This window comes from Flavobacterium sp. Flavsp81 (assembly GCF_059491325.1).
Window position 1 is genome coordinate 3,337,788 of sequence record NZ_CP168505.1, and the last position, 20,134, is coordinate 3,357,921.

Below are 20,134 nucleotides of genomic sequence, written 5' to 3' on the forward strand. Positions count from 1 at the left end.
GATCAAAAGGATTTTCTTTCTAATTAATAAAAACAAGAAAGAGATAATAATTTAAAAAGATAATAAAATGAAAAAAAATATAAAATGGCTATTGTTGGTTTCTTTAACCTTTATAGCATGTAATAATGATGACAATAATAATACTCCGGTAGAGGTACCGGTCGTTCCCGGATCAGCAGTTTTTACAAAATATGTAGCGCTGGGCGATTCTTTCGCCGCAGGGTATAGTGACAATGCTCTTTTTAAAAGAGGCCAGGAAGGAGCTTATCCAAATATTTTAGCTCAACAATTTGTTGCAGCAGGAGGTGGTACTTTTACCACTCCGTTTACAAATGATAATATTGGTGGATTATTATTAGGAGGGAACGTTGTGGCGGGAACACGACTATATTTTAATGGAACCGCCCCGGTTAATGTGCCTGGCCCACCAACAACTGAGATTACTGCACATCTTACAGGTTCGTTTAATAACATGGGAGTTCCGGGAGCAAAGAGTTTTCATTTGGTTGCTGCTAATTATGGTAATGTTGCCGGTGTGGCTTCAGGAGCTGCTAATCCTTATTTTGCAAGATTTTCCAGCACGCCTTCAACAACGGTTTTGGCAGATGCACTAGCTCAATCTCCTACTTTTTTCTCTTTGTTTATTGGTGGCAATGATGTTTTGAGTTATGCCACTTCAGGAGGAATTGGAAAAGACCAAACCGGAAATATGAATCCTGCAACCTACGGAAGCAATGATATCACAGATCCAACAGTTTTTGCAAGTGTCTATTCTTCTTTGGTAACCGCTTTGACAGCTAATGGAGCAAAAGGAGTAGTAGCTAATTTACCTTATATTACGGCTTTGCCTTATTTTATAACTGTACCATATAATCCGGTTCCACTTACACAGACTTTCGCTGCTCAGCTAAATTCAGGTTATACAGCTTATAATGGCGGTTTACAGCAAATGGTAACGAATAAATTGCTTACTGCAGATGAAGCAGCAAGAAGAACAATTACTTTTAAAGCAGGAAATAACGCTGTAGTGATAGTAGACAGTTATTTAACTAATCTTTCAGCGTATGGTCTTCCGTCTTATAGACAGGCAACCAAAGAAGATTTGGTTGTTTTATCAGCAAGAACCTTTATAGGTACGGCTGTTGGCGGAGATCCAACTAAAGTTAATGGGCTTTCTGTACCATTGGCCGATAATTGGGTTTTAACCAAAGATGAAGTAGCAGAAGTTAAAAAAGCGACAGATGCTTATAATATAACAATTGCAACAATTGCCGAAACAAAGGGCTTGGCCTTTGTTGACACAAAAGCCACAATGACTCAGTTATCAAGTGGTGGAATTAAATTTGGAAACTTTATTATGACATCATCTTATGTTACCGGAGGAGCCTTTTCTTTAGATGGAGTTCATCCAAGTGCCAGAGGATATGGTTTAATCGCTAATATATTTATTGATGCAATTAATGCAAAATATCAATCAACTTTGCGTCATGTTGACTTGGCTACATATCCAATTCAATATCCGGCCAATTTACAATAAAGCCAATTTTTTTTAGTAGAAAAGCCACTCGTTTTTATAACGTGTGGCTTTTTTTACTAAAGCTAAAATTTATATTATTAGATATTTGAAGACTGAGTTTTATGAGTCCAACAAAAAACTAAGTATTTTTTTTGCAAAAAATATTGATTTTATATTTTAAAAAATTATCTTTGCGCTCTGAAAAAAGAGGTTTTTTCGATAAACCTAAATAGCTATTTAATAAACACATAAGTAATGTCAAAAGTAATAGGAAAAGTTGCTCAAATCATTGGACCAGTAGTTGACGTAGTTTTCAACGGCAAGGATGTTGAACTTCCAAAAATTTATGATTCACTAGAAATCACTAAAAAAGACGGAACATTATTAGTTCTGGAAGTACAATCTCACATTGGTGAAAACACTGTGCGTACCATTTCTATGGACTCTACAGACGGTTTGTCAAGAGGATATGAAGTAGTTGGAACTGGTAATCCAATCCAAATGCCAATCGGTCCGGATGTATACGGAAGATTATTTAATGTAATTGGAGATGCAATTGATGGTTTAGGAAACTTGCCAAAAACAGGAGAAAATGGTTTGTCTATTCACAGACAAGCTCCTAAATTCGAAGATTTATCAACTTCATCTGAAGTTTTATTCACAGGTATTAAAGTAATCGATTTAATTGAGCCTTACGCAAAAGGAGGTAAAATTGGATTGTTTGGTGGTGCAGGTGTTGGTAAAACAGTATTGATTCAGGAGTTGATCAACAATATCGCAAAAGGTCACGGTGGACTTTCAGTATTCGCAGGAGTAGGTGAAAGAACACGTGAAGGAAATGACTTGCTTCGTGAAATGTTAGAGTCAGGAATTATTAAATATGGTGATGATTTCATGCACTCTATGGAAAATGGAGGATGGGATTTATCTAAAGTAGATATGCCAGGAATGAGAGAGTCTAAAGCTACTTTCGTTTTCGGACAAATGAATGAGCCTCCCGGAGCTCGTGCACGTGTGGCACTTTCAGGATTATCTATCGCTGAATATTTCCGTGATGGAGCCGGAACTGATCAAGGTAAAGACGTATTGTTTTTCGTTGATAACATCTTCCGTTTTACACAAGCAGGTTCTGAGGTATCAGCACTTTTAGGCCGTATGCCTTCTGCAGTAGGATACCAACCAACTTTGGCAACAGAGATGGGAGCTATGCAAGAGCGTATTACATCTACAAATAAAGGATCTATTACATCTGTACAGGCGGTTTACGTTCCTGCGGATGATTTAACTGACCCTGCACCGGCAACAACGTTTGCTCACTTAGATGCTACAACTGTATTGTCACGTAAAATTGCTGAGTTAGGTATTTATCCTGCGGTTGACCCATTGGATTCTACTTCAAGAATTTTGACTCCTCAAATTTTAGGAAATGAGCACTACGACTGTGCACAAAGAGTGAAAGAGATTCTTCAAAAATACAAACAATTACAGGATATCATTGCGATTCTAGGTATGGAAGAGTTATCTGAAGAAGATAAATTATCAGTATCAAGAGCGCGTCGTGTACAGCGTTTCTTATCTCAGCCTTTCCACGTAGCGGAGCAATTTACAGGTATTCCTGGAGTCTTGGTTGACATTAAAGATACTATCAAAGGATTTAACATGATTATCGACGGTGAATTAGATCACCTTCCGGAATCAGCTTTCAACTTAAAAGGTTCTATTCAGGATGCTATCGAAGCTGGAGAAAAAATGTTGGCTGAAGCATAATACAATTGATAATTATCAATTGACAATTATCAATTATCAATTATTAAAAATATGATTTTAGAAATAGTATCACCAGAAGCAAAATTATTTTCAGGAGAAGTAACATCAGTTACCTTGCCCGGAGTTGATGGAAGCTTTCAAATATTGAACCATCACGCTCCTATTGTTTCTATTTTAGAAAAAGGAACTATTAAAATTGCAGCTCCAAGCTTTAATTTTTCAAAAGAAGTTACGGGTAAATTCACGAAAGTAAATGATCAGACCTATACTTTAGAAATTGAATCAGGTACTATCGAAATGAAAGACAATAAAGTAATTGTTTTAGTTGACTAAGACAATTTCAAAATAAATGAAAAAGCCATTCACCGCAGCGAATGGCTTTTTTTATTTTTGGGAAATGGAATATACTAAACAAGATAAATCAGTTTATAGTTCAAACAGACCATTCTGGCATTTTTTAATTGCCATTCCATTATATTTTTTGATGTTTCGTACAATATGTAAAACAGTTGAATTGTTTTATGACGGCAGAATTTGGCATGCAGTTCAGTTTTTACTTGCCGTGTTTTTTATATTTGTTTGTGCAGCTGGATTAACATTCACGAAGAAAGTATATGTTGAATCTAAAAACAAAAACGTTCATTTTAATTTCACATTGTTTGGAATTCCTTTATGCAAAGACATTGTTTTTAAAAATGTCAAATATGTATCAGTATATTTAGATACTAAACCTGCTTTTAAACTTGCTAGAAGAATAGCTTTTGGATTAGAAGTAGATTTACTCAATGCAACACAAAAAGGAAACTTTATCTGGATAGAAAAAGAAACTCTAAAATAAACATAAGCCAGACAATCATGTTTGGCTTTTATTTTTTACTTTTGAAGTATTAGAATCTCTTTATAAAATATTGATCGTTACATAAAAGCTCAGTAAGCTTTTGTGATTGTGCTTTTTCAGAACGATAAGCATGATATATCTATGTCAAATTTTATAAGAAACTATATGAAAAATATAAATAAAGTTGCCGTTTTAGGCGGTGGAGGAAGAACTGGAAAATATCTTGTAAACCAGTTGCTAAAAGAAGGATTTAGTGTAAAACTTTTACTGCGACATCTGGAAGATTTTACAATCCAAAATTTAAATATCGAAATCATTAAAGGTGACGCAATTGATACTAAAAGTATTCAATTGTTGCTTGAAGGCTGTGATGCTGTTTTAAGTACAATTGGTCAGCGTTAGGGCGAACCACTTGTGGCGAGTGCGACGACAACAAATGTGCTTCAATCCATGAAAGATTTAAATATTAAACGTTATATTTTATTGGCCGGACTTAATATTGATACGCCTTTTGATAAAAAAAGTGCTAAAACTACTTTGGCTACAGAATTTATGAAAACCAATTATCCAGTAATTCAGGACGATCGTCAGAAAACGTACGATCTTTTGGCGAATAGTACTGTAGATTGGACGTTGGTTCGAGTGCCGTTTATTGAATTTACTACTGTTAATTCAGATATAATAGTTGATCTTGAAGATTGTCCCGGCGACAAAATAAATGCCGGAGATATTGCAAAATTCATGGTTGATCAGATTTACGATGATCGATTCAGTAGAAAATCTCCTTTTATTACCAATTAATAAACTTTAAATAAAGCAGTGGGCGATATAAAACCCGCTGTTTATTTATATTGAGATCAATTTCATAACTTTGCTATTATGAAATTACCTGAAAATCTTATACAGAAGTTAGAGAATCGTAAGCAGAATAATTCACTTAGAAAATTGCCGAGTTTTAATAATCTTGTCGATTTTTCTTCTAACGATTATATTGGGTTTTCAAAGTCAGAAGCTATTTTCAGGCAAACGCACCATTATTTGATTGAAAATGAAATCATACAAAATGGAGCAACAGGTTCCCGATTGATTTCCGGTAATCATTCTTTATATCAGATTGCAGAATCTTTTATTTCGCAATTTCATGAGTCAGAATCAACTTTAATTTTCAATTCGGGTTACGATGCCAATGTTGGCTTTTTTAGCGCTGTACCACAGCGAAACGATATAATTTTATATGATGAGTTAAGCCACGCTTCTATCCGTGACGGAATTATAATGTCAAATGCAAAATCATACAAATTTAACCATAATGATTTTGAGGATTTAGAACGTCTTATTTTAAAATTTCCTGAAACCAACATTTATATTGTCACCGAAACTGTTTTTTCTATGGATGGCGATAGTCCGAATTTAGAAGAATTAGTTGAATTATCTGAAAAATACAATTGTTATCTCGTTGTTGACGAAGCGCACACTTTGGGTGTTTTTGGTGAAAAAGGAGAAGGATTAATGCAGTATTTGCAATTACACAATCGTATTTTTGCCCGAATCATGACTTTCGGAAAAGGTTTGGGTTGTCATGGGGCAGCAGTTTTAGGAAGTATAGAACTTAGAGAATATCTGGTAAACTTTTCCCGAAGCTTTATCTACACCACGGGATTATCACCACATTCCGTATCTACAATCTTAACAGCCTATGAGCATTTAGAAACTGAAAAAGAGACTATCGAAAAATTACGTCAAAACATTGTGTTTTTCAATCAGCAAAAAAATTTATTGGGATTAAAACCAATGTTCGTCAGAAGCAAATCTGCAATCCAATCTGCAATTATCCCTGGCAATGAAAATGTAAAGCAATTGGCTCAGCAACTACAGGACAAAGGATTTGATGTAAAACCGATACTTTCTCCAACTGTTCCGGAAGGCCAGGAGCGACTTCGTTTTTGTATTCACAGTTATAATTCGGAAGAAGAGATTAATCAGGTATTAGCATTTCTTAGGGATTTTGTTTTTTAATTTTATTTCACAAAAATTCACGAAATATTCACAGAGATTCACAAATTTATTCTTTGTCAATCTCTGTGAAATACTCTTTACTTTCTAACTTCTCTAAAAAAAATTTCAATTTTTTTGTAACGTTTTGATGATTCATTTACTTACGAGTCGTAATCAAATAAAAAGAGTTTTAATCATCAATCTTAATCAATCAAAAATGAAAAATTTATTCAAATCAACAATAGGAGTAATCGCAATTATTTTCAGCATCTCAATTCAGGCACAGACAAAATCTCCAAAACTTGAAAACTCCCTTTTGTGGGAAGTATCAGGAAACGGGTTAGCAAAACCCTCCTATTTGTACGGAACAGTTCATATGATTTGTTCGGCAGATTATTTTCTTACTGAAAAAACAAAAAAAGCATTTGAAAAATCAGATAAGTTAGTATTAGAAATTAATTTTTCTGATCCTAAAGAAATGGCTGATGTACAGCAATTAGCAATGGGAAAGGAGCCATTAAGTAAAAAATTGAGTCCGGAACAGCTGTCTAAATTAAATTCAATTCTGCAAAAAAATACCGGAATGACAGTACAGCAAGTTGACAGCTTTAGTTTATTGACAATTATGAGTTTGATTTCAATGAAAAGTTTTGGATGTGCAGATCTCAAATTTTATGAAATGGAGTTCATCGAAATGGCAAAAAAACGTCAGTTAGAAGTTGCTGGTCTTGAAACGGTGAAATTCCAATTTAAAAGTTTTGAAAATGCCTATCCTGATTCAGAAATGATCGAGATGTTAGAAGAATCAAATGCCGAGGAAACCACTAAATTAGTGGAGAATTATAAGACTGAAAACCTCGAAACTTTGTATAAAATTACTACTGATGAAAAAGTAATGAATCTGAACGCTAAAAAATACATGCTTGACGAAAGAAATGCAAATTGGGTAAAAATTATGTCAGAGCAGAACAAAAAGGAAAGCGTGTTTTATGCTGTAGGATCTGCGCATTTAGCCGGGGATTTAGGATTAATTAATTTATTGAGAAAAGCAGGATATACGGTAAAACCAATAATGAACTAGCATTGTTTTGAAAGAGAAAGAACAGGAATTTTTAAAACGCATAGAAAGTCACAAGGGAATTTTATATAAAGTTTCCAAGATGTACATGGACAATTCTGATGATCAAAAAGATCTGTTTCAGGAGATTGTTTGTCAGCTTTGGAAATCGTATGATTCTTTTAGAAACGAAAGTCAGTTCTCGACCTGGATGTACCGGGTGGCTGTAAATACAGCAATTGTTTTTTTAAAGAAAGAAAAACGAAAGGTTGACAAATACGAAATCGTTTCAGAAAACATCAAAGATGATGAAGGCGATTCTCATATAAAAGAAAGCCAATTGGATCATTTTTATAAAGCAGTTCAGAAATTGGAAAAAATTGACAAAGCCATTATTTTCTATCAGTTAGAAGGATTTTCACATAAAGAAATTGGAGAGAATCTTGGAATTTCTGAAGGAAATGCCAGAGTAAAATTAAACAGGGCAAAAGAAAAATTAAAAGAAATAATTAAAAATCAGGGATATGGATTTTAACGATATACAAAACGCATGGGATAACGAAAAGACTGAAAATGTCGTTCTTCCGAATAATTTAGAGAAAATACAGTCGGCAAATACGCCTTTGGATAAAATCAAAAAGAATTTAAAAAACGAATTAATTTATCAGACCTTATCGGTAATTTTTATCGGATTTACACCTTTCATACCCGATTTTCCAGCAAAAATGATAGTGCCATACTATTTGTTTTTTAGTGTATTTGTTGCAGTTTGTGTATATTATTTAGTGAAGTTGTATTTATTTTATAAAAGATTAAATAAGATTACATTAAAAACAAAAGACAGTTTGTATGAAACATACTTTGATGTGCGATTGAATATGGAATTGTATAAAACTTTTGGATTTGCTTTAACTCCTTTTATGGTTTTGTTTTTAGTCGGATATATGTACAACAAGTTTTCTAAAACAACTAATTTCGACATAGCTCACTTAAGTAACTTTCAGTTAATCAGCCTGTTTTTGATCGTTACTTTCTCTATCTTATTTATGGGATTGGCTCTTGAATGGTGGGTACATCATTTCTATGGAAAATTTGCAAAGGAAATTAGAAAGGTCCTGGATGAATTAAAAGAAGAGTAATGCAAACACAACCCATCGTAATTGATGGGTTTGTTGTTTTTATTGGTATTTTTGCTTAGAATATTACACGGAGATTCACAGAGTAAACAGAGATTCACAATTATTATTCTTTGTGTTCCTTTGTGTTTTCTTTGTAAATCTCTACGAAACAACAATCTATGAAAATATTTATAACAGGAATTTCAACGGATGTAGGTAAAACAATTACTTCTGCAATTGTTGTTGAAGCTCTGGAAGCCGATTATTGGAAACCGATCCAGGCAGGAGATTTAGACAATTCAGACAGTCATAAAATCAAATTAAAAATCTCAAATCAAAAATCTCAAATCTTCGGGAACAGTTATAAATTAAATACACCCGCTAGCCCTCACCTCGCTGCAGAAATTGATGGAATCACAATTGATTTAAAGCAAATAAATGAACCAAAAACCAATAATCATTTAGTGATTGAAGGTGCCGGAGGAATTTTTGTTCCGTTAAACGAAAAAGATTCAATTATCGATTTGATACAGCCAGAGTATAAAGTAATTGTCGTTTCAAGACATTATTTAGGAAGCATCAATCATACTTTGTTAACTATCGAGGCTATTAAAAATCGAGGTTTTGAAGTCTCCGGAATTATCTTTAGCGGAAGCGAAAACAAATCGACCGAAGATTTAATTCTGAATAAAACCGGGATAAAATGCATCGGAAGAATCGACGAAGAACCTTATTTTGATCAGAACGTAATTCGGGAATACGCGGATTTGTTTCGCGAGAATCTTTTAAATTTATAGAGAATAGAAAAAAGAACAAAGAGAATAGACTTTCTTATCTTTGCCAAAAACTATAGGGTTAAGTCTTTATTCTATGCTCTATATTCTATATTTTAAAAAATGACTTTAACTGAAAAAGACGGCCAATATTTGTGGCATCCATATACACAACATAAAACTTCGCAAACCCCAATTGTTATTTCAAGAGGAGAAGGAGCTTTACTTTGGGACGAAAACAACAAAGAATACATTGATGCAATAGCTTCGTGGTGGGTAAATCCCTTTGGGCATAGTAATAAATTTATTGCTGATGCGATTTACAAACAGCTGACAACTTTAGAACATGTATTATTTGGAGGCTTTACACATGAACCAGCCATAAAAGTAGCAGAAAAGCTGATGGAAATCTTACCTGGAAATCAGCAAAAAATCTTCTTTTCAGATAATGGTTCAACAGCCGTTGAAGTAGCAATAAAAGTGGCTTTGCAATATTTTTTCAATAAAAATGAAAAGCGAACAACTATAATTGCTTTTGAAAATGCATTTCACGGGGATACTTTTGCGGCAATGGCAGCAAGTGGAATCTCTTTTTATACCCAGGCTTTTCAAGGAATGTTTATCGATGTGGTGAGAATTCCAGTTCCGGTAAAAGGACAGGAACAAGTAAGTTTTGATACATTGAAAGCTGTAATTGAAAGTCATAATTGTGCCGGATTTATTTTTGAGCCTTTGGTACAAGGAGCTGCCGGAATGGTGATGTATGAACCGGAAGCTTTAGCAAAACTGATTCAGATTTGTAAAGAAAATAAAGTATTGACAATTGCTGATGAAGTCATGACAGGTTTCGGCAAAACAGGAAAAACCTTTGCAATGCATTATGTTTCGGAAGAATCCGATATGATTTGCTTATCGAAAGCATTAACCGGGGGAACGATTCCAATGGCGATTACGACTTTTACTCAGGAGATTTTTGATGCTTTTTATGATGATGATATTAATAAAGCATTGTTTCACGGACATACTTTTACAGCAAACCCAACGGGATGTGCTGCCGCACTGGCAAGTATCGAATTGCTACAGACAGCTGAAATGCAATCCAATATTGAAAGAATAAACAAAAGTCATTTGAACTTTCAAAAGAAAATCGAAAACCATCCAAAAGTGATTACAGCCAGAACATTAGGTGTTATTTTTGCAGTTGAAATTAAATCAGATTCAGAAGAAAGTTATTATGGCTCGATGCGCACCAAACTCTATAATTTCTTTATCGAAAAGGGAGTTATTTTAAGACCGGTTGGTAATATTGTTTACATTTTACCCCCGTATATTATGACAGACGAGCAGCTCCAAAAAGTCTATTTGACTATTGAAGAAGCCATTGAAATGGTTTAATTTTAAATTATAAATCTTGCGGACTTTGCGTAAAGTTTCCCGAACTTTGCGCTCAAATAAATTATTTTGATTAAAAAAATCTCTATAACAGCTTTTTCTTCAATTTCTCCTTTAGGCAATAATCCTGAAGAAGTCTGGAAAAAGTATCTCGATAACCAACATTGTTTTTCGAAACATTTTTTAGATCAGCAGAATACTTCTGTTGCGGCTTTAAGTGCTGAATCAAAACAAATTGTTGCGGAAGTCCGGGAATCTGATATTAAATATAAATTTCTGGATGATTCTGTTCTCTTTGCTTTGGCTGCTTCGCGCCAAGCAATCGAAAGAGCCGGTTGGAACAAAAATGATATTTTCGGAATAAATATTGGTTCTTCCCGCGGTGCTACCGATTTATTCGAAAAGCATTATAAAGAATATATTGACACAGGAAAAGCACAAACCCTGGCCTCTCCTACTACAACTTTAGGGAATATTTCGTCCTGGATTGCGCATGATTTACAAAGTGTTGGTCCCGAAATCTCCCACTCTATCACTTGTTCTACAGCGCTTCATGCTTTATTAAATGGCGTTGCGTGGTTAAGATCCGGAATGGCAGATAAGTTTTTGGTCGGAGGAAGTGAAGCGCCTTTGACTGATTTTACGATTGCCCAGATGAGAGCATTAAAAATATATTCCCGTATTGATCAGAGCGAAGAGTCCTGGCCAAATCTTGCCTTTGATTTTGAAAAAACTCAAAATACTATGATTTTGGGTGAAGGAGCTGCTGTCTGCTGTTTAGAAGCCGGAGAAAAAGAAAATGCAATTGCTTATGTAACCGGTGTCGGTTATGCAACTGAAATTTTGGAACACAACATTTCCATTTCTGCAGAAGCGGACTGCTTTCAGAAGTCCATGAAAATGGCTTTACAGGATATTAGTCTGGAAGAAGTAGATGTTATTGTGATGCATGCACCCGGAACCATAAAAGGAGATTTAACAGAATTACGTGCCATTGAAAAAGTTTTCGGGGCTAAAATCCCTTTATTGACAACCAATAAATGGAAAATCGGCCACACGTTTGGAGCTTCGGGAATATTGAGTTTAGAATTGGCTCTTTTAATGATGGAGTATAATAATTTTGTTGACGTTCCTTTCACAAAAGTGCAAAAACAAACGAAACCAATTAAAAAAGTTTTAATTAATGCTGTTGGCTTTGGAGGAAATGCCGTGAGTATTCTGATTGAAAAAGCATAAATATGAACCGTTCCTACGGAACTCCTTTTCTCATGCTATATTATCAACGGATTAAAATCCGTCGCTACAATATGTTGCGAGCCTACAGCTCTTTATTCAATGCTAATTTATATCAGAAATAATTTTGTACTTAATATTTCAGAAGGAACGATTTATCTTGTCCCAACTACAATATGTTACGGACCCACGGCTCTTTATTCAATGCTAATTATACCAAAAATAATTTTGGACTATTTATAAAAAGTTCCAGAGGAACGATTTATTTTGTAGCAACGGATTTCAATCCGTTGAAAATAGGCAGAGATAAATTTAAGGAGTTCCGTAGAAACGATTCATGTAAAATTGATTTAAGAACATTACATTTTACAATTGATCTCCGAGTTATCAATAAAAAAGGCTCAAAGTATAAAACTTTGAGCCTTTCTCAATTTGCAATCTTCATATTTTAGTTGATGCTGTTCAGCATTTCAGCTATTTCGTCTAATCTTGGTGTCAGGATAATTTCGATTCTGCGGTTTTTAGCTTTTCCTTCCGGAGTTGCGTTACTTGCCAAAGGAGAAAATTCACCACGGCCTGCTGCAGTTAGTTTTTGTTTGTTGATTTTATCGTTTTCACTTAAAATAGCAACAATTGCTGTAGCTCTTTTAGTAGATAAATCCCAGTTGTTTGTAATTGCTCCTGAACCTGCATATGGATCATCATCTGTATGACCTTCAATTAATACTGAAAGATCCGGATTGTCACCTAAAACTTTTCCTAATTCTACAACTGCTTTTTTACCCTCAGTACCTACAGCCCAGCTTCCTGAATTAAAAAGCAATTTGTTTTCCATAGAGACATACACTTTTCCATTCTTTTGTTCCACTGTTAAACCTTTACCTTCAAAACCGTTTAGGGCTTTAGATAATGTTTCTTTTAGTTTTTTCATTGCAGCCTCTTTAGCGGCAATCATTGCTTCAAGTTCATTTAAGCGGCTTGCTGTTTTATCCAGACGTGCTTGCTCCTCAGCTAATTTTTTTGATTTCGCCTCTAATTGTGCAAGTAATTCACGGTTTTTAGCCATATTACTTTCTAAAGCATCGTTACTGTTTTTTTCGAGTGCATTATATGAGTCTTGCAGGACTTTATACTTTTTTTGCTCCGCAGCCAAATCAGCTTTTTGTTTTGCAAGATCAGCCTTGGCATTGTTTAAATCTTTGGTTAAACCATCACGATCTAATTCTAACTGATTTTTTGCATTTTGCAATTCAGTGTTTTGATCCGCAATCGCACGGTTTTCTTTTTTAAGATCGGCAAACTTAGTTTCGAGATCGTTAAATATTTTTTTAGATACACATGATGTAGAAAGTGCTAGAACCAGTAATCCGATGGAGAGTCTTTTAATCATTTTAGTTATGGGTATTTAAATATTAGGTTTAATTAATTATTCTGAATTTCTTTTTTCAAGTGATTCCTAGCCCTGATTGAAACGGAAATCCTTTTTGTTTTTTCTTTAAAAATAAAAAGATTGCAGAGAAAAGCAGGAAACAGCTCCTTCCTTCGACTCCGCTCAGGATGACAATTATTAGACTTAGAACCTGCGTTTGTCTAACAATAACAATACCAAAATTAATCTATTTCGACTAAAACCGGACAATGGTCAGAATGTATTGCATCGGGTAAGATAACGGCACGTTTAAGTCTGTGCTGCAAAGTATCGCTTACCAGATTATAATCGATACGCCAGCCTTTGTTGTTTCCTCTGGCTCCGGCACGATAACTCCACCATGAATAATGGTGCGGATCTTTATTAAAATGTCGGAAACTGTCAATAAAACCCGTTTTCATAAAACCGTCTAACCAAGCGCGTTCTTGCGGTAAAAATCCTGAAACAGTTTTGTTACGAACAGGATCATGAATATCAATAGCTTCGTGGCAAATGTTATAATCACCGCAAATAATCAGGTTTGGAATGGTAAGTTTCAGTACGTTGATGTAGTTTTGAAAATCATCCATAAACATAAATTTATGGTCCAAACGCTCAATATTTGTTCCTGATGGCAGATACAGACTCATTACTGAGCAGTCGTCGAAGTCAGCACGAAGGTTGCGTCCTTCAAAATCCATGTGATGAATTCCGGTTCCAAAAACTACATTATTGGGTTTTATTTTTGACAAAATAGCCACACCGCTGTACCCTTTTTTGGTAGCCGGATAATAATACTGATATGGATAACCTGCTTTGGTTATGTCTTCTACCGGGATTTGCTCTTGGGTAGCCTTGATTTCCTGCAAACAAATAACATCAGGATTGGCCTGTTGTAACCATTCGATAAATCCTTTTGAAATTGCAGCACGTATACCGTTTACATTATAAGAAATAATTTTCATTACAGTTTTTTTTAGGAATCCAAATGTAATAAAAAAGTGGAAAGTTTGTGTTTGAAACAGCGAAAAGTAGAGTTTTTTGTTATCTTTGTTCGCTGCTCTAATAAATAAAAATAGTACATGGGTTTAGTTACCGCGAAAGAAGTTGCAAAGGCAATAAATGTTGACAAGTACGGAGTTTTTGGTACTTTTTCTGGCTGGGTTCTTATGAAGGTCCTTAAGATATCGACTCTTAATAAAATATATGACCATAATAAACATTTAGAAGACGTTGCGTTTTTAAACGGAGTATTAGACGAGTTACAAATTAAGTTCGAAATCCCCGAAGAAGATTTAAAACGTCTGCCTAAAGATGGTGCTTATATTACTATTTCAAATCATCCGCTTGGAGGGATTGACGGTATTTTATTATTGAAATTAATGCTTGAAAGAGAGCCAAATTTCAAGATTATTGCTAATTTTTTATTACATCGAATAGTTCCTCTTAAAAAATATATTATGCCGGTAAATCCTTTTGAAAATCATAAGGATGCCAAATCTAGTGTGGTGGGAATTAAAGAAACATTACGTCATTTAAGCGATGGAAAACCTTTAGGGATTTTTCCTGCCGGTGAAGTTTCTACTTACAGAGATGGAAAACTGGTAGTTGACAAACCTTGGGAAGAAGGAGCTTTGAAATTGATAAGAAAAGCAAAGGTTCCGGTAGTACCGATTTATTTTCATGCTAAAAACAGTAAATTATTCTACTGGCTTTCTAAAATTGATGACACTTTGCGTACAGCAAAATTACCATCTGAATTGCTTACTCAAAAAGACCGTGTAATCAAAGTACGTATCGGAAAACCAATTTCAGTAAATGAACAGAACGAAATTGAATCGTTTGAAGAATATTCAGAATTTTTAAGAAAAAAAACATACATGCTGGCAAATCCTTTTGAAAAGGATCATAAATTGCTGGATACATCGAATTTAAAGATTCCAAAAGCACCTAAAAAAATTGTAACTCCGGCGAATGAGTTAAAAATGAATGCTGAGGTTGATGCTTTAAGAAACAGCGACTGCCGCTTATTGCAAAGCAAGAATTACGAAGTATTTTTTGCAAGGGCCAAAACAATTCCGAATATACTTCATGAAATTGGCCGTTTACGCGAAATTACATTTCGTGAAGTGGGTGAAGGAACCAATGAATCTATAGATTTAGACCAATTTGACCAATATTATCATCATATGTTTTTATGGGATGAGGAAACTAAAAAAATTGCCGGTGCCTACCGTATGGGATTGGGTTCTGAAATTTATCCAAAATACGGAATTGAAGGTTTTTATCTGAATGATCTTTTCAGGTTTGAACCTGAATTACATGATATGATGCACAAATCTATCGAAATGGGACGTGCCTTTATCATTAAAGATTATCAGCAAAAACCAATGCCTTTATTCTTATTGTGGAAAGGAATTATTCATACGACGTTACGTTATCCCGAACACAAGTATTTATTGGGCGGAGTGAGCATTAGCAATCAATTTTCTGATTTCTCCAAATCGTTAATGATTGAATTCATGAAATCAAATTATTACGATCCTTATATTGCACAATATATTCATCCTAAGAAAGCGTATAAAGTAAAACTGAAAGATGCTGACAAGGACTTTATTTTTGACGAAGCTGAATCTGACCTCAATAAATTTGACAAAATCATTGATGAATTAGAACCGGGAAATTTACGTTTACCTGTTTTGATCAAAAAGTACATCAAGCAAAATGCGCGTGTAGTTGCTTTTAATGTTGATCCTTTGTTTAATAATGCAATAGATGGTTTGATGTACATAAGAATCGCAGATATTCCTGAAAGTACTATGAAACCGGTTATTGAGGAGTTTCAAATAGAACTGGAGCGCAAATTATCTGAGAAAGAAGATATTAATTAGACTCCAAAGAGATATAGAAAAAGAAAAACCATTCATAACGAATGGTTTTTTTATGTTTTAAAACCAAATGGATTGACGTAAAATATCATCAAAAGAATGATTCATTATAAAAATTATTAATCGTATAAAATGGTAAATAGCTAAGAAATAAGCCAAATTATACGCTATTTTTTTATTATACAAAAGCCCTGTAAAGTACTCTTTTTTGGTAATTAGTTCGGTTATTAATATTATAATCGTTACCCAGCTGAACGCAATGACAAAAGGGCCTAAAATATGATATGAAATTGATTTATACAGATCGCCTTGGTAGAAATATACCAGTGATTTGGTAATTCCGCATCCTGGGCAAGGAAAACCGGTTACCATTTTAAAAGGACAAAATGACTGATCTGACTCTAAATGGTCGTCATGATTATCAAGCATTAAAAAAAACGGAACTATCAGTGTAATTGCTGCACCGATAATTCCGTAAATTTTACGTTTTATTCTTGTATTATTTGTATAATCTGTTGATGTCACCTTGTACAATCATTGCTGCTGCTATAGGAAAAAAGAAACCTAAAACGATTAATAAAGTAGACTGATCTTTTTGAAGTTCTCCAGTTTGTTCATATACTTTTGGCAAAGCTTCTTTTCCTGCCAAATAATAAAAATAAATATTTACCGGCATGCAACATCCCGCAAAAATTGCAATAGGTTGAGAGATCAACTCCTTTTTAGTCACTGCATTAAAAACTTCAGCTACTTTAATATTCCAATAAATTAAATACAACCCACAAGTTAAAAATCCGAAGATTAATACCATAATTGGATCAACTTTAAATACCGGAATTGGTTCATTAAAATAATTCGTTGTTTCCTCTAATTCCATTTTTTTAATTCAATTTGTTAATTCCTACTCTTTGGATTTTCGGTTACTCCTTTATATCCTACATAAAATACAAGACAATTTGTTGTAAAATGTAGATTTACACTTTAAAACCATCCTTTTTTACCAACCTGATAGGTCTGGTAAAACTCTTCATCTGTTTTAGTCAAGTAAATAATTCCTTCTATAAGTCCTATTAAACCGCCTAATCCGCACAAAAGATTAAGGACTATCTGGATTATTCCTTCTTTGGTGTAACCCAAATAGAATTTATGAATCCCTAACGCTCCAATTAAAATCCCTAAAACTCCGGCAACAACTTTCTTGTTTTCTTCTCTTCGAACAGGAGGGTTATTCCATTCTTCTGGTTTTGTAGTTTCCATATTATATATAATTAATTATTGTAATTCAACTTTTCCAATTTCATTGATTTCTTCAATTTGATTCTTAGGATCTGATCCATATTGATTTGGTCCCTGATCTCCTTCTGTACAAAACAAAACAAGCAACCAGATGCCTCCAACAAAAGGAATTAAAGCAATAAAATAAAACCATCCGCTTTTTCCAACATCATGCAGTCTTCTAACGACAACACCTAAACCCGGCAGAAGAGTTGCAAAAGCATAAAGAGCAAAAAGAACATATCCGATAATTCCTCCTGTAAGTGCATCTCCAAAAACACCGCCAATTATAGCTCCAAGAACAATTAATAGAATAGAAATTAATCCATTGGCAAGTGCAAAATACCAATACTCGCTTCTTCTGGCACGTCCATTAAAATTTGCGTAATTTTCAAAAACCACTTTTTTGTACCATTCAATCATAATTAATTAAAATTTAGTTAGTTAACGCCTACTCTTTAGGATTTTCGGTTTTCTCCTTTTATAAAATTTTGTTAAAATCAAAACAATATTAAAAAAAAATAATTTTAAAAACTAATCTCAAACATTATTTTACAGAAAAAACCTGTTATTAAACCTTAATAAGGAATTGATAACTATTTTAAATTAAGAGCTTTTATTTTATCTACAATAACCTGCGCCAGACGTTCATGGCTTTCAAATGTCCAGCCGGCAATATGTGGAGTAAGAATTACTTTTTTACCATCTAATAAATATTGAAAAGCTTCCGGTGTGTTTTTATCCTGAAAAAGAGTTTCAAAAGATAATTTTTCATACTCTAAAACATCTAAACCGGCCCCCAGTACCTTTTCGGACTTCATTGCTTCCACTAAATCGGCCGTGTCTATATTTTTACCTCTTGAAGTATTTATTATCCAAAAAGGCTTTGCAAATGCATTAATAAAATCCCGATCTACCATCTTGTCTGTTTCCGGTGTCCATGGAATATGCAGGCTCAAAACATCCGTTTTCTGCTGCAATTCCTCTAACGAAACCTGTTTTGCATTTTCATCCCCCATATTATCCAAAATATCATAACACAAAACATTTACATCAAAACCACGCAGCTTTTTGGCAAAAGCTTTTCCCATATTGCCATACCCAATAATTCCAACCGTTTTTCCATCGAGTTCATAACCGCGATTACTTTCCCTGTTCCAGGCTCCGGAACGAATTTCGCTGTCGGCCTGATTCAGTTTATTAAAAAGTGACAAAATCATTCCCAATGTATGTTCTGCAACAGCGTTGCAATTACCTTCGGGTGCAGCAATTAAATGAATATCTTTTGAGAGCGCATAATCGCAATCAATACTTTCTAATCCCGCTCCTACTCTGGCAATAAACTGCAAATTGACAGCTTTGTCTATAAATTGTTTGTCTATTTTGAAACGGCTTCGGATTACGATTCCGTTATAATCCTGAATTTTATCTTCAATTTCTTCTTTGGATGATTTAAAATCGGCATGGTTTTCAAAGCCTGCTTCTTCTAATTGTTGCCAAAGAATTGGGTGATTACTGTCGATATGTAGAATTTTAATGCTCATAAATAAAGTTTAATGATGGTAATTGGAAACAAAAATACATCTTATTCTTCATTTTTTGAATCCGATTAATCGTAGTTTAAATCAAACAAAGCCTTCCTTAATTTTTTATTGTTATATTTTCTTTAACTTTGAAAATACAGGAGGCTAATCCATAATATTTATCTATCGAAATTAACAGACATCTAAATGAAATTAACTAAAACTTTTAAAGTCTTTTTTGAAAGCGAGAAATCTGGAGGCCTATTATTACTTTTTGTCACTTTTGTTTCTCTTTTTCTGGCCAATTCTTCTTTTCAAACGGAATATATCTCTTTTTGGGAAACTGAAGTTGGTCATCACTCAATTACGCATTGGATTAATGATGGATTGATGACGATTTTCTTTTTATTGATTGGCCTGGAACTGGAACGCGAAATTTATCATGGTGAATTATCAAACATAAAAAATGCCTCATTACCAATAATGGCGGCGTTTGGTGGAATGTTGATTCCTGCATCACTGTTTTTGGCATTAAATTATGGAACTGATACTGAAAACGGGGCCGGAATTCCAATGGCTACAGATATTGCTTTTGCAATTGGAATTTTATCTCTTTTAGGGAATAAAGTTCCTGCATCGCTTAAAATATTTTTAACTGCATTGGCCGTAATCGATGATTTAGGTGCTATAATTGTTATTGCAATTTTTTATACCACTTCTATTGCATTTGTCAATCTTGCTATTGCCTTAGGAATCTGGATATTTTTATTTGTTTTGAACCGAATGAAAATATCCAATCTTATACCCTATTTAATTGGCGGAGTTATAATGTGGTATTTTATGCTCAATTCCGGGGTTCATGCAACTATTACCGGAGTAATATTAGCTTTTGTAATTCCGTTTGGAGATGGTGGAGAAAAATCAACTTCATACAAGCTTCAGCATTTTTTACACAAACCTGTAGCTTTTATTATTTTACCACTATTTGCGATCGCCAATACCTGTATTGCGATTCAGCCTGACTGGCACGAGAGCTTAAATCATCCAAATACATTCGGTATTATTTTAGGATTAGTTGTTGGAAAGCCATTAGGTATCTTACTCTTTTCCTTTATTGGTGTAACTATGGGTATTTGTTCTTTGCCTAAAGATTTAAAATGGTCACATATTTTAGGTGCCGGAATGTTAGGCGGAATTGGTTTTACAATGTCAATCTTTATAACCATTTTAGCTTTTCAAAATCCTGAAACTATCATTTTTTCTAAAATAGCCATTTTAATAGCTTCTTTACTGGCAGGTATTTTTGGTTTTGTTTATTTGAAATATATTTTGACACGAAAAACCACTTAAC

Annotated in this window: 20 protein-coding genes and 1 pseudogene; 14 read left to right on the forward strand and 7 right to left on the reverse strand. The window is 34.0% G+C overall.

Going from position 1 to position 20,134, the window contains the following annotated elements; all coding sequences use genetic code 11:
- Positions 1-67 precede the first annotated feature (67 nt).
- From ACEN92_RS13910 to ACEN92_RS13965, 12 genes and pseudogenes are all read left to right on the forward strand, one after another.
- Entirely contained in the window at positions 68-1,537 is a 1,470-nt protein-coding gene (locus tag ACEN92_RS13910) for an SGNH/GDSL hydrolase family protein (protein ID WP_495638956.1), read from the forward strand.
- 234 nt (positions 1,538-1,771) lie between these two features.
- Positions 1,772-3,283: a F0F1 ATP synthase subunit beta gene (gene atpD, locus ACEN92_RS13915; RefSeq protein ID WP_007808159.1), complete on the forward strand. Its 1,512-nt coding sequence runs from the start codon at positions 1,772-1,774 to the stop codon at positions 3,281-3,283.
- Between the two features lie 51 nt (positions 3,284-3,334).
- Positions 3,335-3,616, forward strand: a complete 282-nt coding sequence (locus ACEN92_RS13920; protein WP_495638957.1) for a F0F1 ATP synthase subunit delta/epsilon — start codon at positions 3,335-3,337, stop codon at positions 3,614-3,616.
- Positions 3,617-3,632: 16 nt separating this feature from the next.
- Positions 3,633-4,121: a hypothetical protein gene (locus tag ACEN92_RS13925; RefSeq protein ID WP_495638958.1), complete on the forward strand. Its 489-nt coding sequence runs from the start codon at positions 3,633-3,635 to the stop codon at positions 4,119-4,121.
- A gap of 165 nt (positions 4,122-4,286) precedes the next feature.
- Positions 4,287-4,922 (forward strand): annotated as a pseudogene (locus tag ACEN92_RS13930) (NAD(P)-dependent oxidoreductase).
- Between the two features lie 78 nt (positions 4,923-5,000).
- The gene (locus ACEN92_RS13935) at positions 5,001-6,137 is read left to right on the forward strand and encodes an aminotransferase class I/II-fold pyridoxal phosphate-dependent enzyme (RefSeq protein ID WP_495638959.1); all 1,137 of its coding nucleotides are present in this window, start codon (positions 5,001-5,003) and stop codon (positions 6,135-6,137) included.
- 196 nt (positions 6,138-6,333) lie between these two features.
- Positions 6,334-7,197, forward strand: coding sequence for a TraB/GumN family protein (locus tag ACEN92_RS13940; RefSeq protein WP_495638960.1), 864 nt, complete (start codon positions 6,334-6,336; stop codon positions 7,195-7,197).
- Positions 7,198-7,204: 7 nt separating this feature from the next.
- Positions 7,205-7,708, forward strand: coding sequence for an RNA polymerase sigma factor (locus ACEN92_RS13945; protein ID WP_495638961.1), 504 nt, complete (start codon positions 7,205-7,207; stop codon positions 7,706-7,708).
- Entirely contained in the window at positions 7,698-8,312 is a 615-nt protein-coding gene (locus ACEN92_RS13950) for a hypothetical protein (RefSeq protein ID WP_495638962.1), read from the forward strand. The genes ACEN92_RS13945 and ACEN92_RS13950 overlap by 11 nt, the downstream gene beginning before the upstream one ends.
- Positions 8,313-8,470: 158 nt before the next feature.
- Complete coding sequence (gene bioD, locus ACEN92_RS13955) at positions 8,471-9,088, forward strand: dethiobiotin synthase (RefSeq protein WP_495638963.1); 618 nt, start codon at positions 8,471-8,473, stop codon at positions 9,086-9,088.
- Positions 9,089-9,187: 99 nt separating this feature from the next.
- Positions 9,188-10,459, forward strand: coding sequence for an adenosylmethionine--8-amino-7-oxononanoate transaminase (gene bioA, locus ACEN92_RS13960; protein ID WP_495638964.1), 1,272 nt, complete (start codon positions 9,188-9,190; stop codon positions 10,457-10,459).
- 66 nt (positions 10,460-10,525) lie between these two features.
- Positions 10,526-11,692, forward strand: coding sequence for a beta-ketoacyl synthase N-terminal-like domain-containing protein (locus tag ACEN92_RS13965; RefSeq protein WP_495638965.1), 1,167 nt, complete (start codon positions 10,526-10,528; stop codon positions 11,690-11,692).
- 445 nt (positions 11,693-12,137) lie between these two features.
- Here ACEN92_RS13965 and ACEN92_RS13970 read toward each other — a convergent pair whose 3' ends face one another.
- Positions 12,138-13,079: an OmpA family protein gene (locus ACEN92_RS13970; protein WP_495638966.1), complete on the reverse strand. Its 942-nt coding sequence runs from the start codon at positions 13,077-13,079 to the stop codon at positions 12,138-12,140.
- 221 nt (positions 13,080-13,300) lie between these two features.
- A complete protein-coding gene (locus ACEN92_RS13975) occupies positions 13,301-14,062 on the reverse strand; it encodes an exodeoxyribonuclease III (protein ID WP_495638967.1) in 762 nt (253 codons plus the stop codon).
- Between the two features lie 117 nt (positions 14,063-14,179).
- Here ACEN92_RS13975 and ACEN92_RS13980 point away from each other — a divergent pair, with 117 nt between their 5' ends.
- The gene (locus tag ACEN92_RS13980; protein WP_495638968.1) at positions 14,180-15,988 is read left to right on the forward strand and encodes a GNAT family N-acyltransferase; all 1,809 of its coding nucleotides are present in this window, start codon (positions 14,180-14,182) and stop codon (positions 15,986-15,988) included.
- A gap of 57 nt (positions 15,989-16,045) precedes the next feature.
- On the opposite strand, the gene ACEN92_RS13985 is transcribed toward ACEN92_RS13980, so the two are convergent.
- The 5 genes from ACEN92_RS13985 to ACEN92_RS14005 form a co-directional block, all read right to left on the reverse strand.
- The gene (locus ACEN92_RS13985; protein ID WP_495638969.1) at positions 16,046-16,510 is read right to left on the reverse strand and encodes a DUF2752 domain-containing protein; all 465 of its coding nucleotides are present in this window, start codon (positions 16,508-16,510) and stop codon (positions 16,046-16,048) included.
- Positions 16,485-16,862: a DUF4234 domain-containing protein gene (locus ACEN92_RS13990; RefSeq protein WP_495638970.1), complete on the reverse strand. Its 378-nt coding sequence runs from the start codon at positions 16,860-16,862 to the stop codon at positions 16,485-16,487. The genes ACEN92_RS13985 and ACEN92_RS13990 overlap by 26 nt, the downstream gene beginning before the upstream one ends.
- Before the next feature lie 104 nt (positions 16,863-16,966).
- Positions 16,967-17,242, reverse strand: coding sequence for a TM2 domain-containing protein (locus ACEN92_RS13995; RefSeq protein ID WP_495638971.1), 276 nt, complete (start codon positions 17,240-17,242; stop codon positions 16,967-16,969).
- A 15-nt stretch (positions 17,243-17,257) separates the two neighbouring features.
- Positions 17,258-17,683 (reverse strand): DUF805 domain-containing protein, encoded by a 426-nt coding sequence (locus ACEN92_RS14000; protein ID WP_495638972.1) that lies wholly within the window; start codon positions 17,681-17,683, stop codon positions 17,258-17,260.
- Between the two features lie 173 nt (positions 17,684-17,856).
- Positions 17,857-18,804: a 2-hydroxyacid dehydrogenase gene (locus ACEN92_RS14005; protein WP_495638973.1), complete on the reverse strand. Its 948-nt coding sequence runs from the start codon at positions 18,802-18,804 to the stop codon at positions 17,857-17,859.
- Positions 18,805-18,990: 186 nt separating this feature from the next.
- Between ACEN92_RS14005 and nhaA the strand changes: the two genes are divergently transcribed.
- Positions 18,991-20,133, forward strand: a complete 1,143-nt coding sequence (nhaA, locus tag ACEN92_RS14010; protein WP_495638974.1) for a Na+/H+ antiporter NhaA — start codon at positions 18,991-18,993, stop codon at positions 20,131-20,133.
- Position 20,134: the final 1 nt, after the last annotated feature.

What these genes read in the sequence shown, in the direction of transcription:
- ACEN92_RS14000 (WP_495638972.1), bottom strand. Translation starts at nt 17,683, where the DNA reads ATGATTGAATGGTACAAAAAAGTGGTTTTTGAAAATTACGCAAATTTT.
- ACEN92_RS13925 (WP_495638958.1), top strand. Translation starts at nt 3,633, where the DNA reads ATGAAAAAGCCATTCACCGCAGCGAATGGCTTTTTTTATTTTTGGGAA.
- ACEN92_RS13940 (WP_495638960.1), top strand. Translation starts at nt 6,334, where the DNA reads ATGAAAAATTTATTCAAATCAACAATAGGAGTAATCGCAATTATTTTC.
- atpD (WP_007808159.1), top strand. Translation starts at nt 1,772, where the DNA reads ATGTCAAAAGTAATAGGAAAAGTTGCTCAAATCATTGGACCAGTAGTT.
- ACEN92_RS13990 (WP_495638970.1), bottom strand. Translation starts at nt 16,862, where the DNA reads ATGGAATTAGAGGAAACAACGAATTATTTTAATGAACCAATTCCGGTA.
- ACEN92_RS13910 (WP_495638956.1), top strand. Translation starts at nt 68, where the DNA reads ATGAAAAAAAATATAAAATGGCTATTGTTGGTTTCTTTAACCTTTATA.
- nhaA (WP_495638974.1), top strand. Translation starts at nt 18,991, where the DNA reads ATGAAATTAACTAAAACTTTTAAAGTCTTTTTTGAAAGCGAGAAATCT.
- bioA (WP_495638964.1), top strand. Translation starts at nt 9,188, where the DNA reads ATGACTTTAACTGAAAAAGACGGCCAATATTTGTGGCATCCATATACA.
- ACEN92_RS14005 (WP_495638973.1), bottom strand. Translation starts at nt 18,804, where the DNA reads ATGAGCATTAAAATTCTACATATCGACAGTAATCACCCAATTCTTTGG.
- ACEN92_RS13950 (WP_495638962.1), top strand. Translation starts at nt 7,698, where the DNA reads ATGGATTTTAACGATATACAAAACGCATGGGATAACGAAAAGACTGAA.
- bioD (WP_495638963.1), top strand. Translation starts at nt 8,471, where the DNA reads ATGAAAATATTTATAACAGGAATTTCAACGGATGTAGGTAAAACAATT.
- ACEN92_RS13975 (WP_495638967.1), bottom strand. Translation starts at nt 14,062, where the DNA reads ATGAAAATTATTTCTTATAATGTAAACGGTATACGTGCTGCAATTTCA.
- ACEN92_RS13970 (WP_495638966.1), bottom strand. Translation starts at nt 13,079, where the DNA reads ATGATTAAAAGACTCTCCATCGGATTACTGGTTCTAGCACTTTCTACA.
- ACEN92_RS13920 (WP_495638957.1), top strand. Translation starts at nt 3,335, where the DNA reads ATGATTTTAGAAATAGTATCACCAGAAGCAAAATTATTTTCAGGAGAA.
- ACEN92_RS13980 (WP_495638968.1), top strand. Translation starts at nt 14,180, where the DNA reads ATGGGTTTAGTTACCGCGAAAGAAGTTGCAAAGGCAATAAATGTTGAC.
- ACEN92_RS13995 (WP_495638971.1), bottom strand. Translation starts at nt 17,242, where the DNA reads ATGGAAACTACAAAACCAGAAGAATGGAATAACCCTCCTGTTCGAAGA.
- ACEN92_RS13935 (WP_495638959.1), top strand. Translation starts at nt 5,001, where the DNA reads ATGAAATTACCTGAAAATCTTATACAGAAGTTAGAGAATCGTAAGCAG.